At 45.5% G+C, this 13,973-nt stretch carries 13 protein-coding genes; 12 read left to right on the top strand and 1 reads right to left on the bottom strand.

The features are described from left to right. Positions 1-56 precede the first annotated feature (56 nt). Entirely contained in the window at positions 57-920 is an 864-nt protein-coding gene (locus tag BQ5591_RS01665) for a helix-turn-helix domain-containing protein (protein ID WP_071148186.1), read from the bottom strand. Between the two features lie 153 nt (positions 921-1,073). Here BQ5591_RS01665 and BQ5591_RS21280 point away from each other — a divergent pair, with 153 nt between their 5' ends. The 12 genes from BQ5591_RS21280 (at position 1,074) to metK (ending at position 13,709) form a co-directional block, all read left to right on the top strand. Further along, complete coding sequence (locus BQ5591_RS21280) at positions 1,074-1,358, top strand: hypothetical protein (RefSeq protein ID WP_022164332.1); 285 nt, start codon at positions 1,074-1,076, stop codon at positions 1,356-1,358. 101 nt (positions 1,359-1,459) lie between these two features. After that, on the top strand, positions 1,460-2,371 hold the full coding sequence (locus BQ5591_RS01655; RefSeq protein ID WP_022164333.1) for a class I SAM-dependent methyltransferase: 912 nt from the start codon (positions 1,460-1,462) through the stop codon (positions 2,369-2,371). A 33-nt stretch (positions 2,372-2,404) separates the two neighbouring features. Next, positions 2,405-3,286, top strand: a complete 882-nt coding sequence (locus BQ5591_RS01650; RefSeq protein WP_071148185.1) for a cell division protein FtsX — start codon at positions 2,405-2,407, stop codon at positions 3,284-3,286. A 117-nt stretch (positions 3,287-3,403) separates the two neighbouring features. Next, positions 3,404-3,664 carry a DUF3098 domain-containing protein gene (locus BQ5591_RS01645; protein WP_022164335.1) on the top strand — a complete coding sequence of 87 codons (261 nt, stop codon included), beginning with the start codon at positions 3,404-3,406 and terminating at the stop codon, positions 3,662-3,664. A 5-nt stretch (positions 3,665-3,669) separates the two neighbouring features. Beyond that, complete coding sequence (locus BQ5591_RS01640; protein WP_071148552.1) at positions 3,670-4,524, top strand: undecaprenyl-diphosphate phosphatase; 855 nt, start codon at positions 3,670-3,672, stop codon at positions 4,522-4,524. 6 nt (positions 4,525-4,530) lie between these two features. After that, positions 4,531-5,283 (top strand): tRNA pseudouridine(55) synthase TruB, encoded by a 753-nt coding sequence (gene truB, locus BQ5591_RS01635; protein ID WP_022164337.1) that lies wholly within the window; start codon positions 4,531-4,533, stop codon positions 5,281-5,283. Between the two features lie 23 nt (positions 5,284-5,306). Beyond that, positions 5,307-6,365, top strand: coding sequence for a tRNA preQ1(34) S-adenosylmethionine ribosyltransferase-isomerase QueA (queA, locus tag BQ5591_RS01630; RefSeq protein ID WP_022164338.1), 1,059 nt, complete (start codon positions 5,307-5,309; stop codon positions 6,363-6,365). Between the two features lie 169 nt (positions 6,366-6,534). Then, positions 6,535-6,999 (top strand): 2-amino-4-hydroxy-6-hydroxymethyldihydropteridine diphosphokinase, encoded by a 465-nt coding sequence (folK, locus tag BQ5591_RS01625; protein ID WP_071148551.1) that lies wholly within the window; start codon positions 6,535-6,537, stop codon positions 6,997-6,999. A gap of 27 nt (positions 7,000-7,026) precedes the next feature. Next, on the top strand, positions 7,027-8,055 hold the full coding sequence (locus BQ5591_RS01620; protein WP_071148184.1) for an endonuclease/exonuclease/phosphatase family protein: 1,029 nt from the start codon (positions 7,027-7,029) through the stop codon (positions 8,053-8,055). A gap of 175 nt (positions 8,056-8,230) precedes the next feature. Next, positions 8,231-10,264 carry a DUF3857 domain-containing protein gene (locus BQ5591_RS01615; protein WP_071148183.1) on the top strand — a complete coding sequence of 678 codons (2,034 nt, stop codon included), beginning with the start codon at positions 8,231-8,233 and terminating at the stop codon, positions 10,262-10,264. A 5-nt stretch (positions 10,265-10,269) separates the two neighbouring features. Beyond that, positions 10,270-12,150: a DUF3857 domain-containing protein gene (locus tag BQ5591_RS01610; protein WP_071148182.1), complete on the top strand. Its 1,881-nt coding sequence runs from the start codon at positions 10,270-10,272 to the stop codon at positions 12,148-12,150. Positions 12,151-12,416: 266 nt separating this feature from the next. Next, positions 12,417-13,709 carry a methionine adenosyltransferase gene (metK, locus tag BQ5591_RS01605; protein WP_022164343.1) on the top strand — a complete coding sequence of 431 codons (1,293 nt, stop codon included), beginning with the start codon at positions 12,417-12,419 and terminating at the stop codon, positions 13,707-13,709. Positions 13,710-13,973: the final 264 nt, after the last annotated feature.

Raw genomic sequence — 13,973 nt, 5'->3', positions numbered from 1 at the left:
TTATAAACTATAATAGTAGACATTTTGTCTTTGATATTGTTCCGTTGACTTCAGTATCAGTGCATATCGATTGCGTGCATTCTGAAGTCTTGCGGAGTGATACCGGTCTCCCTTTTGAATATGCTGATGAAGTGTGAACAGTCGTCGTATCCCAGCTCTGCAGCCACATCTCTGATGGATATGTCCTTGATGGTAAGCATTTGCTGTGCTCTTTCTATTTTCCGCTGTATGATGTAATGGGTTGGAAGGGTTTTCATTTTCTCCTTGAACAGGCGGGTGAAATAGCCTTTGCACAGACAGGCTTCTTTGGCAAGGTCTTCGACACTGATTTTCTTGTCCAGGTTCTTCTGTATCATAATCAGCGTCTTTTTGATGCGGTTGTCGATATCGTCCTCTTTGGGCTTGGCTTCCTTCATAAATTTGGCGATGAGCTGGAACAGGATGCCCCTTGATTCCAGTTTCAGAGTAATATCCCGCTGTTCGTTGCGTGTGATATATTCGGATAAAGTCAGGTCGTTGTCGTATGATCTGGGATCGGATTTGGGTAATGCCATGGAAGGATTCAGTTCGCATAACCGTTTTACCAGTTCCAGGTCGATGGATTCTCCTTTAATTTCGACGGGAAAATTGTAGTCGTCCATGAAACTTGACTCAAATTCCAGTTTCTCGTATATATGTATATAATAATGTTCGAAATGTTCCTCGCAGCTATAGCTGTGCAAGGTAAACGAAGGAATCATGTACATGTGGCCTGGTTTGAGCTGATACTCTCCGGAAGGCAGAATGATTTTGGCATGTCCTTTGGTTACATAATAGATTCGTGTGAAAGGACTGGTGACATTTTGCCAGTTCCAGTCGGCATTGTGAATGGCCAATCCGACGTTGAGCGTCAATGGATGGAAAATATCAATCTTTTTCATGGTATAAATTATTGGTTTAAGTGATATCACAAAATTAAGGGTTTGGAGATTGTTTGCCTCATAATAGTGTAACAAAAACCTTTGACTACGTAACATCACGGCAAAAAAAAGGTGATATACTGTTAATGGAAGTAAAAACGTGGCCTTTAAATCATGAATGAAGGGGTAAAAAAGTGTTTTAGTAGAGTGAATGTATCAGATAATACATTGCTTGTCATGGATGGATTTTTACGGCAAAATTGGATTGTTTTGACAAGATTCGTTATCCGTTTTTCAGCTGAATGCAGGATGTATTTCCTAAAAATTCCCTTTGGACTTGCGGAAGCTGATGCGGGTTTCGGGCAGGGACAATGCAATGCTTGGTTTAGATCGTCAGACAGGATCTCCGGCATTGCTAAAGATGTGCTTCGGGCTTACATTATCCTTAAATCTCCTTAACAGAATCCCTGTAAATCACTTTTTATTTGTTATTTTGCACCAAATTTAGGTGTATTGCAGCCTGACGGTTTGGGATGCATCGTTATTTGGTAGAACGTTCGATGAATAAACTCACTATAAAATCTTGTCCGGTATGCGGCAGCACACAGTTGGAACGTGCGTTGACATGCGTTGACCATTACGCTTCGGGCGAGGTATTCCACTTATGTCGTTGCCAGAATTGCGGTTTTCTGCTGACACAGGATTTTCCTGTTGAGGCGGAGATAGGCCGTTATTATGAAACTCCGGACTATATTTCGCATTCTGATACCCGGAAAGGGGCGATGAACTCGGTTTATCACTGGGTGCGCAGTTACATGCTGAAGCGTAAGGCGAGACTGGTGATGCACGAAGCACACCGGCGGGAAGGGCGATTGCTGGATATAGGTACCGGTACCGGTTACTTTGCCGACACCATGCGCCGTCAGGGCTGGCAGGTGGAAGCGGTAGAGAAGAACGAGGGAGCACGGAAGTTTGCTAAAGAACATTTTAATCTGGATGTAAAGCCTGATACGGCTTTATCGGACTACGAACCCGCTTCGTTCGACGTGATTACGCTGTGGCATGTGATGGAGCATCTGGAACACCTGAACGAGACGTGGGAACGGCTGTATTCGTTGCTGACAGAGAAGGGAGTGCTGATTGTGGCTGTGCCTAACTGTTCGTCGTACGATGCACAAAAGTACGGCGCCTATTGGGCTGCTTACGATGTGCCCCGTCATTTGTGGCATTTTACGCCTTCCACGATTCATCAGCTGGCTGCCAATCATGGTTTTATCATGGCCGAAAGACATCCTATGCCTTTTGATGCTTTCTATGTGTCGATGCTTACCGAGAAACATATGCGTCATTCGTGTGCATTTCTGCGTGGAATGTTTACGGGTACGTTGGCGTGGTTCAGTTCGCTGGTCAGGAAGGAGCGGAGCAGTTCGATGATTTATGTGTTCCGGAAGAAAAAAGAGACGGACAGATGATGCGGACAGTATAAAAAGAAAGGAAACAGGAGAATGGCAGGTAAATCTAAAAATAATTTGGTTTCGGGCTTCGACATGCAGTTTGTCACGTCGAGCATCAGCACGACACTGGTCTTGCTGTTGCTGGGGCTGGTTGTGTTTTTCGTATTGGCTGCCCATAATCTTTCGGTATACGTGAAGGAAAACATCAGTTTTTCTATCCTTATCAGTGACGAGATGAAGGAAGCGGATATTCTAAAACTTCAGAAGCGCCTTGATAAAGAGGCATTTGTGAAGGAAACGGAATATATCTCGAAAAAGCAGGCACTTCGCGAACAGACTGAGGCAATGGGGGCTGATCCTGAAGAATTTTTGGGTTATAATCCTTTTACAGCTTCTATTGAGATAAAACTGCATTCCGATTATGCCAATTCGGACAGCATTGCCAAGATAGAGAAACTGATAAAGAAGAACTCCAATATTCAGGAAGTTTTGTATCAGAAGGAGCTGATTGATGCCGTGAATGATAACATACGGAATATCAGTCTGTTGTTGCTCGGACTGGCAGCTATACTGGCTCTTATATCGTTTGCCCTTATCAACAATACCATCCGTCTGGCTATTTATTCCAAACGTTTTCTGATTCATACTATGAAGCTGGTAGGTGCCAGCTGGGGTTTTATCAGGCGTCCTTTCCTGCGGCGTAACTTCTGGATAGGTGTGCTGGCGGCATTTGTAGCAGATTGTATTCTGTGGGCGGCTGCTTACTGGCTGGTGTCGTACGAACCGGAACTGATCAGGGTGGTTACGCCCGATGTAATGATGCTGGTATCGGCTGCAGTATTGTTGTTTGGGGTACTGATAACTTATTTGTGTGCCTTGTTGTCCATCAACAAATACCTGAGGATGAAGGCAGGCACGTTGTATCAGATATAGTTTGTGAATTTTTAAGTTTGTGAGTTTTTTAGTTGATGCAAAGCAATAACTCGCAAACTGATGAACTTACAAACTCATAAACTTACAAACTTAGAAACCTAATAATAAATAAAAGAAATGGATAAACGGAAATTTGCTTTCGATAAAACTAATTTCATCTTGCTGGCTATCGGTATGCTGGTGGTGATTGTGGGTTTTATCCTGATGACCGGTCCTTCGTCTACACCGACGAACTTCGAACCGGACATTTTCAGTGTGAGACGGATTAAGGTAGCTCCAGTAGTGTGTCTGCTGGGCTTTGTGTTTATGATATATGCAGTGCTTCGCTCCCCCAAGGATAAGGGTGTGTCGCAGGAGAAAGATCATCTGACTGAATGAGCTATATGGGAGATTTGACTATATGGGAGGCAATCGTTATTGCCATTGTGGAAGGACTGACGGAATTCTTGCCTGTTTCTTCTACAGGACACATGATTATAACCCAGAATATGTTGGGAGTGGAAAGTACTGAGTTTGTCAAAGCTTTTACGGTAATTATACAATTTGGGGCTATCCTCTCGGTCGTGTGCCTGTATTGGAAGCGTTTTTTCCGTCTGAATCATACACCTGCTCCTCAAGGAGCATCATCTTTGCGTCGTTTGCTACATAAGTTCGATTTTTATTGGAAACTGCTTGTTGCCTTTATACCGGCTGCTTTACTGGGCTTTTTGTTCAGCGACAAAATAGATGCGTTGCTCGAAAGTGTGGTGGTGGTGGCCGTGATGCTTGTGATAGGTGGTATCTTCATGCTGTTTTGTGACCGTATTTTCTCCAAAGGAAGCGAGCAGACGGAGCTGACGGAAAAGCGTGCTTTCCTCATCGGTCTGTTTCAATGTATAGCTATGATACCCGGAGTTTCCCGTTCGATGGCTACGATTGTAGGCGGTATGGCTCAGAAACTTACACGCAAAGCTGCAGCAGAGTTTTCCTTCTTCCTGGCTGTCCCTACCATGTTTGCGGCTACGGCTTATAAGGTTTTGAAACTGTTTTTGGAAGGTGGAACAGAGATTGTTGTCAACAACCTGCCTGCCTTGCTTGTAGGCAACGTGGTTGCGTTTGTGGTGGCATTGCTGGCTATCAAGTTCTTTATTAGTTTTGTAACGAAATATGGATTCAAGGCTTTTGGTTGGTATCGCATTGTTGTAGGGGGAGGTATTTTGGTTATGTTGTTGTGCGGGTACTCACTGGAAGTGTTATAAGGAGCAATGATGGATTTTAAAGAAGGAGAAGTATTATATTTCAATAAGCCGTTGGGCTGGACTTCGTTCAAGGTAGTGGGTCATGCACGATACCACATTTGCCGGAGGCTGGGTATAAAGAAGCTGAAGGTAGGCCATGCCGGAACGCTCGACCCTCTTGCTACGGGCGTGATGATTGTCTGTACGGGTAAAGCGACAAAACGCATCGAAGAGTTTCAATATCATACGAAAGAGTATATTGCTACCATTCGGTTGGGAGCTACGACTCCTTCTTATGACCTGGAACATGAGATTGATGCTACTTACCCTACCGAACACATTACGAAAGAACTGGTGGAGGAGACGCTGAAAAAGTTTGTAGGCGAAATACAACAGGTGCCGCCAGCCTTTTCGGCCTGTATGGTAAACGGTACACGGGCTTACGACCTTGCCCGCAAGGGGAAAGAAGTGGAACTGAAGCCCAAATTGCTGGTGATTGATGAAATAGAACTGTTGGAATGCAACCTGCCCGAAATAAAAGTACGGGTCGTGTGCAGCAAAGGAACATATATCCGTGCCTTGGCACGTGATATAGGAGAGGCCCTGAACAGCGGGGCGCACCTGACGGCATTGCAGCGTACCCGTGTGGGCGATGTGCGTATCGAAGACTGCCTGGATCCGCTGGATTTCAGACAGTGGATAGACCAGCAGGAGATTTCTTCATCAGACGAAGCGGTGCAGCAGGATGGAGCTCCGGCTGCGGAAAAGAATATTCAATAAACCTCATATAAAAAAGGAAAGATATGAAACTGTCGCAATTTAAATTCAAACTTCCCGAAGAGAAGATTGCTTTGCATCCGACAAAGTATAGAGACGAGTCGCGCCTGATGGTGCTTCACAAAAAGACGGGTAAAATTGAACATCGTATGTTCAAGGATATTCTGGACTATTTTGACGACAAGGATGTGTTTATCTTCAACGACACAAAGGTGTTTCCTGCCCGCCTGTATGGCAACAAGGAAAAGACCGGTGCACGTATCGAGGTGTTTCTGTTGCGCGAACTGAACGAAGAATTGCGTTTGTGGGACGTACTGGTCGATCCTGCCCGCAAAATCCGTATCGGTAATAAACTTTATTTTGGCGATGATGATTCGATGGTGGCCGAAGTGATTGACAATACCACTTCACGTGGCCGTACGCTTCGTTTCCTTTACGACGGACCTCATGATGAGTTCAAGAAGGCATTGTATGCGTTGGGCGAGACGCCGCTGCCACACAGCATCATCAACCGTCCGGTAGAGCCGGAAGACGCTGAGCGGTTCCAGTCTATTTTTGCACGGAACGAGGGAGCCGTTACCGCCCCTACCGCTAATCTGCACTTCAGCCGCGAGCTGATGAAACGTATGGAAATCAAGGGCATCGATTTTGCCTTCATCACGCTTCATGCCGGTTTGGGCAACTTCCGTGATATAGACGTGGAAGACCTGACCAAGCACAAGACCGATTCCGAGCAGATGATTGTAAACGAAGAAGCCGTACGTATTGTGAACCATGCCAAGGACCTGAACAAGCAGGTATGTGCGGTGGGAACAACCGTGATGCGTGCCATTGAGAGCACGGTAAGTACGGACGGACACCTGAAGGAGTACGACGGATGGACCAACAAGTTCATCTTCCCGCCATACGACTTTACGGTGGCTACCTCTATGGTTTCCAACTTCCACATGCCGCTTTCTACACTGCTGATGATTGTGGCTGCTTTCGGAGGCTACGAGCAGGTGATGGAAGCTTACGATGTGGCATTGAAAGAAGATTATCGTTTCGGTACTTACGGCGATGCGATGCTGATAACCGACAGATAACTTTTAAATGAAGAATGAAGAACGAAGAATGAAGACTATACCTTTATGTAGAGAATCAAAAGGGGGGTTGAGCGAAGCTGATGAAGAAGGATCAGACGTTTTCGGTGAAGGTCGGGATGAATCTATGTCCGGTGCTGCAGCTGAACCGCAAGCAAATTCTTCATTCTTCATTCCTCATTCTTCATTTACTTACTATCTGGGTTTGGGTACTAACTTAGGAGACAAACAACAGAATCTGCAACGGGCGGTAGAACTGATAGGCGAACGGATAGGGGAGGTAGTTTCCTTGTCCTCCTTTTATGTGACAGCTCCGTGGGGATTCTCTTCAGAAAACAGTTTTCTGAATGCAGCGGTTTGTGTAAGGACCGGACTGCCTCCTTTGGAAGTATTGCAAGTGACCCAGAGATTGGAACAAGAGCTGGGGCGTACACACAAATCTGTGGATGGAGTATACTCCGACCGCCTGATAGACATCGACTTGCTGCTTTGCTTCGATGCTAACGGTACTCTTGTCCGTATACAGACTCCGCAACTGGTAATTCCTCATCCACTGATGCAGGAACGGGAGTTCGTGATGAATCCTTTGCGAGAGATTGCACCGGAAGTGGTGCGGCAATTTCCTTTTTCTGAATGAATCTCTACCATTTTAATCTATATTTTTATGAAAAAACTTATTTGTATTTGCTTGCTTTTGGCGGCCTTTATAGGGGTAAAAGCGCAGGAGAGCGATGAATTTACCGTATTGCAATGGAACATCTGGCAGGAAGGAACAAAAGTGAAGGGTGGCTATGATGCCGTTGTGAACGAGATCGTTCGTCTGAAACCCGATTTTGTGACTTTCAGCGAAGTGCGGAATTATAATAATACGCGTTTCTGTGACCGTATTGTAGAGTCATTGCGCCAAAAGGGTGAAACGTATTATTCCTTTTACAGTTACGACTCCGGGCTGTTGAGCCGCCATCCGATAACCGATTCTCTTACGGTATTCCCCGAAAAAGACGATCATGGCAGTATCTATAAGATGACGAGTCGTGTGAAAGGGCACAAAATTGCCGTTTATACGGCGCATCTTGACTATCTGAGTGACGCATACTACAATGTCCGTGGTTATGACAGTTCTACCTGGAAGAAGATTCCTGTGCCGCAGACGGTTCTTGAAGTACTGCAACTGAACGATGCTTCGCAGCGCGACGATGCCATCCGTTGTTTTATTGCCGAGGCGCGTAAGGACATTGCCGAAGGCACCATTGTGATATTGGGAGGCGACTTCAACGAACCTTCGCATCTGGACTGGATACGCGAGACCAAGGACCTGTACGACCATAACGGGCTGATTGTCCCCTGGACGGTGCCTTTGCTGCTCGACAACGCAGGCTTTGTGGATACTTACCGTACGCTTTATCCGGATGTGTTGAAATATCCCGGCTTTACTTTCCCTATTGATAATCCGCTGGTACCTGTAGAACAGTTGACCTGGGCGCCGGAAGCTGACGAGCGCGACCGCATTGATTACGTCTTCTACTATCCTCATCCGGCTATCAGCCTGAAGGATGCCGTGATTTTCGGTCCGAAAGGAAGCATCGTCAACAGCAAACGTGTTCCGAATGAATCGGATGACAAATATCTGCTGCCGGAAGGTGTGTGGCCGACCGATCATAAAGGGGTGCTGGTGACGTTCGGCATCCGTTGACAGTTTTTTTGAAAAAAAGTATTTATTGTTTTTTATATAGTAGTTTTGTGTTATCTTTGTTGAAGAGAGCACAGATTTATTTTGATATTGGCAAGAGTCCGGAGGTAAATGGGCTTTTGTGGGCAGGAGATCTGATTTGATATTGTTGGAAGAATACTATTAAAAACAATAAATCATGAAAAACATTGGCTGTTTCGTTTTATGGATCGTATTGTTGGTGTTTGGGTATACTTCTTCAGTTTATGCCATTGAACCAAACTTGAAGTACGGCAAACCTTCGAAAGAAGAGTTGTCAATGGATGTGTACGAGAAAGATACTACGGCCTCGGCTGTTTGTTTGATTCGGGAAGGAAAGACTTACTTTACGTATAAGGATGGATTCACGCTGAGTACAGAGTATTGGGTACGCATCAAGATTCTGAAGCAGGAAGGTGTGAAATATGCGGATGTAATGATACCGTATTATGCACCTGATGAAAAGGGAAAAGAACAGGATGTGTTGCTGGATCTGGAAGGCTGTGCTTACAACCTGGAGAATGGAAAAGTTACGAAAAGCCGGTTGAAGAAAGACATTGTTTCGGATGAACGTATCAATCAGACGTATAAAGTACGGAAGTTTTCGCTGCCGAACGTACGGAAAGGTACGGTAATAGAGTATAGTTATAAAGTGAATTCGACGTATTTCTCGCAGATTGAAAACTGGGTGATGCAGGAAGAAATTCCTGTAGTACATAATAAGTATGAAGTGACGGTTCCGAGTGTCCTGGTCTATAATATAGAGTTTCGTGGAAAGAAGTATATTCATGTAGATCGTGAGGAAGCTTCGATAACGGCTACCTCTGTGCTGGAAAGTGGTCCCAGCAGGGTGGCACGCAACTTCGGGATTAAGGCTGAAAGATATATACTGAGTGCGTACGACTTACCAGCCTTGGCACAGGATGAACCTTATTGCTGGTGTCCGGAGGATTATCGGGTACAGGCAAGTTTCGACTTGCAGGGGACTAATTATCCGGATGAAGGCTATAAAGCGCTCAGCAAGAATTGGACAGATGTGGATAAACTGTTACTGAGTGATGAACATTTGGGATTCGGGCGTTGGTTAAGAATGCCCAATCCGTTTATTGATGAAACCAGAAGTGCGGTGGAAAAGCTGCAACAGGAAAAAGGAGATGCGTTGGATTTCGATACCAAGGTCAGAGCTGCTTTCAACTTGTTGAAGGAAAAGCTGGCCTGGAACGGGAAGTATGACCTTTACTGCGACAACATGGATAAAGTTGTCAAGAACAAAAGCGGTAATAATGCGGAGCTGAATTTTGTATTCATCAGTATTCTACGAGGATTTGGAATCAATGCTTATCCCGTTGTTATCAGCCGGCGTTCGATGGGTATGTTGCCGGTAAACTTTCCGACCTATCAGAAGCTTAATACATTTGTGGTGGCTGTTTATGATACTAAGAAGCAACGTTTTGTGTATCTGGACAGTTCGATGACGCTACCGGTATTTAATGTACTTCCTTGTGAATTGTTGGTAGAGAAAGGACGTCTGTTAGCTCCGAATGTACCCGAAGAAAAGCGTTGGGTAGACCTGATGCAGGTGGCGAAGAATCTGTTGACTATCCGAACAACAGCAGAGGTAGTTGAGGGAAGCATCAAAGGACACAGGCAGGTGACTATGCAGGGGCAATACGGACTGGAATATCGTTGGAAGAAACAGCGTGGTGAGGCTGTGCCGTGGCTGGACGATGGGCACGTAGTGCTTAGCAACGTCGAAGTCAGGGAGCCGGAAACACGCTTTGGAGCCTTATTGGAAGAAGCTGACTATGAAATGAAGTTGGAACAGGCTGGTGACATGCTGTACGTCAATCCGATGATTTTCCCACAACTGAGGGAGTCACCTTTTGTTCAGACCAAACGCGAGTTACCTGTCGAGTTTGACTATCCTTACCAGATAAGTCTGACGTGTGAACTGAAACTTCCTGAAGGCTATCAGGTGGAAGAAATGCCGCAGCCGGGTAGGGTTACGACTGAAGATAATAAGTTGCAGTTCACCTATTGGATCAGCCGAGAAGAGGGAACGGTCTATCTGAAATATGAATTTGCTGTCAAGGCCCATTTATTTCCGGCAGATTACTATTCGCAGTTGCAGGAAATGTGGGACAAGGCTGTGGAGAAGAATAATGCACTGATTGTTTTGAAGAAACAACAGTAAAGAGTATGAAACAGTATTGGACGGTTATATTGTGTGCTTTTTGCCTAAACTGGACCGGAATAACGGAAGCGTTGGCACAGAAGGTTCTTCATTCGATTGTGAAAGAGGCCCGAAAGGAAGTGGAATGTACTTCAATGTCCCAATATGTCGAGAACAATACGATGGAGGTTACCGTATTCGACCGCGAAGGAGAGGAGAATGCTACTTTCGTATGTTTTTGTGATAAGTTTATTTCGTTGGAGAACTTTTCTGGTGAGATTCTGGATGCACAAGGTAACCGGGTAAGGAAAATCAAGAAGTCGGATCTACAGAGGTCGGAGTATTCTTCGTCGCTCCTGACCGATGATTATCGCTATTATTATCTCAGTAAGTATCCTTCTTTTCCTTATACAATCAGATATGAATGGAAAGTGAAATGCCGTAACGGAGTGATCGGTTTCCCTCCTTTTATTCCGCAAATAGCTACCGGACAGCTGGTTGAGAAGGCTTCGTACACAATTTCTGTACCGGCAGGACAGTCGTGCAGGTATTATGCCAGAAACATAGAGGGAAAGGAAGTGACGATTCGTGAGAAAACCGATGAGGATGGGCGAAAGCAAATCGATGTTGTTGCGACTAATCTGCTTCCTGTATATAAGGAAAGGTTTGCTCCATCGTGGAACGAGCTGTTGCCGATGGTTTATTTTGTTCCTTCTGATTTTGTGTACGATGGAGTGGCAGGAAACTTGGATACCTGGAAAGCTTATGGAGTGTGGCAGCATAAACTGTTGCAAGGAAGGGATGTGTTGGATGAGGATTTTAAAATGCGTTTACACGAATTGGTTGCTGATTGCCGGACTGACCGTGAAAAGGTGAAAGTAATTTATGATTATCTGGCTGCGACGACCCGCTATGTTAGCATCCAGTTGGGGATTGGAGGTTTACAGCCGATAGCAGCGTCTGAGGTATGCCGATTGGGTTTTGGCGATTGTAAAGGATTGTCGAATTATATGCTTGCCATGCTGAAGGAACTGGGTATTTCTTCCACTTATGTTGTGGTGAGTACTGAAAATGAAAGACTGATTCCTGATTTTGCAACAGCTAGTCAAATGAATCATGTGATTTTGCAGGTATCTCTTCCTGGCGATACGTTGTGGTTGGAATGTACAGATGCGCATTTGCCTTTCGGGTACATACATAGCCAAATTGCTGGTCACGATGCTTTGCTGATAGAACCTTCTGGCGGGCGCTTGTGCCGGATTCCCGATTATCCGGATTCTTTGCATACGAAAGCTATTCGTGCTGATATACGGTTATACCCTACAGGCAAGGCTGATGTGCAGGTCGATGAAACTTCTTGTTTGGCGCGCTATGAGGAGAATATGTCCAATGTGCTGGCTACTCCCGACCGTCAGAAACAGATGATTCGTTCGAAGGTAAAGTTGTCGCAAGTGGAAGTGGAAGACTGGAATATCTTGGAACGGAAAGAAGCATTTCCTGTTGTCGACATCGGCTATAAAATTCATGTGGAGAAATACGGTAGTCAGACTGGTAACCGATTGTTTGTACCTTTGAACGTATTTGGGGAAGTTCCAGGCTTTTCAGCAGAAGGAGAGCGGAACTATCCTATATATATAGGGCATGGTTATGTAGATACAGATAGTCTGCACATTTCTTTTCCTGAAGGATACGAGATTGAGGCTGTACCGGCATCTGTTTCGTTTGACAGTCCGTATGGCGAGTTTCGTTCGGAGATAAAAGTGAAAAAAGGAGAAATATATGTAGTTCAACGACTGGCAGTCAGGAAAGGAACTTATCCGGCGGGTACGTATCCTGATTTTGTCCGTTTTTGGAAGCAGGTAGCCGGACAGTATGATGGGAAGCTCGTTTTACGGAAGATTTTGTGATGCATGTTCATTATCAGGACAGGCAGGCATTTAATAGCTCCTTTATGAATGTTAATTCTTGATGCCCGTATCCGTGTTTCACGGAAAAGGCTTATCTTTGCAGCCGAAATTTAAATGTGGAAAGATTTGAGTAGCTTGCAACCACAGAAAAAAATGCTAAAACACATACTTTTCTGAACAGGCCGGTGCATTCCGGTACCTCTACTCACGCATTTCCCATCCATTAAACTTTTAGTTATTAATTATTCATTCTTAATTGTAAAAGTATGGGATACTTGTTTACATCCGAATCGGTGTCAGAAGGACACCCCGACAAAGTGGCCGATCAGATATCGGACGCTGTGCTTGACAAACTGTTGGCTTATGACCCCAGTTCGAAAGTAGCTTGCGAAACGCTGGTAACTACCGGACAGGTAGTGCTGGCCGGTGAAGTAAAAACAAAGGCTTATGTAGACCTCCAACTGATTGCTCGTGAAGTTATCAAGAAAATCGGTTATACGAAGGGCGAATACATGTTTGAAAGCAATTCGTGTGGTGTGCTGAGCGCTATCCATGAACAGAGCCCCGACATCAACCGCGGAGTAGAACGTCAGGACCCGATGGAACAGGGTGCAGGCGACCAGGGTATGATGTTCGGCTATGCGACCAACGAAACTGAGAATTACATGCCGCTTTCGCTCGACCTGGCACATCGCATTTTGCTGGTACTGGCCGAGATACGCCGCGAAGGCAAGCAGATGACCTATCTTCGTCCCGATGCCAAGAGCCAGGTGACCATTGAATACGATGACAACGGTACGCCGGTGCGTATCGATACCATTGTCGTTTCTACGCAGCATGATGACTTCATCCAGCCTGCCGATGATACAGAAGAAGCCCAGCTGAAGGCTGATGAAGAAATGCTGGCCATTATCCGTCACGATGTGATTAACATCCTGATGCCCCGTGTCATTGCTTCGATTCATGCCGAAAAGGTATTGGCGTTGTTCAATGACGACATCAAGTATCATGTGAATCCTACCGGAAAGTTTGTGATCGGTGGCCCTCACGGCGACACAGGTCTGACCGGACGCAAAATTATTGTGGATACTTACGGCGGTAAAGGCGCACATGGTGGTGGTGCTTTCTCGGGTAAGGACCCCTCGAAGGTAGACCGTTCGGCTGCCTATGCCGCACGTCATATCGCCAAGAACCTGGTGGCTGCCGGTGTGGCCGATGAAATGTTGGTTCAAGTGTCGTATGCCATTGGCGTAGCACGTCCTATCAACATCTATGTCAATACGTACGGACGCAGCCATGTGAACATGAGTGACGGCGAGATAGCCCGTAAGATTGACGAGCTGTTCGACCTTCGTCCGAAAGCAATCGAGGATCGCCTGAAGTTGCGTAATCCGATTTATCAGGAGACAGCTGCTTACGGACATATGGGTCGCGAGCCGCAAGTGATAACCAAGCACTTCAAGAGCCGTTACGAGGGCAATAAGGACATAACCGTAGAACTCTTTACTTGGGAGAAGCTGGATTATGTCGACAAGGTTAAAGCAGCTTTCGGTCTGTAAGCCCCATGTTTCTGATTTAGACATCTGTTCTGTGTGGTCTGAGGGGTGTTTCGGTCTCCTCTGATTTACAGTCAATCCATTATTATCACGCAGATTTCGGTTGTTAGTTGCCGGAATCTGCGTGATTTTTTTGTCCTTTTGCGTATATAGGCCACCTGAAAACAGACAAATAGGGGCCAATATCTGTCAATTGTTAGTTTTTCCCCCTTTTATTGCCAGCCTGTATCCTGCTTCGTGCTTCACCTTTCCATATGTTTGCATCGC

This window comes from Bacteroides ndongoniae (assembly GCF_900108345.1).
Lineage (GTDB): Bacteria > Bacteroidota > Bacteroidia > Bacteroidales > Bacteroidaceae > Bacteroides > Bacteroides ndongoniae.
The sequence above is the reverse complement of the archived record's forward strand: the minus strand, read 5'-3'. Positions and strand labels throughout refer to the sequence as shown.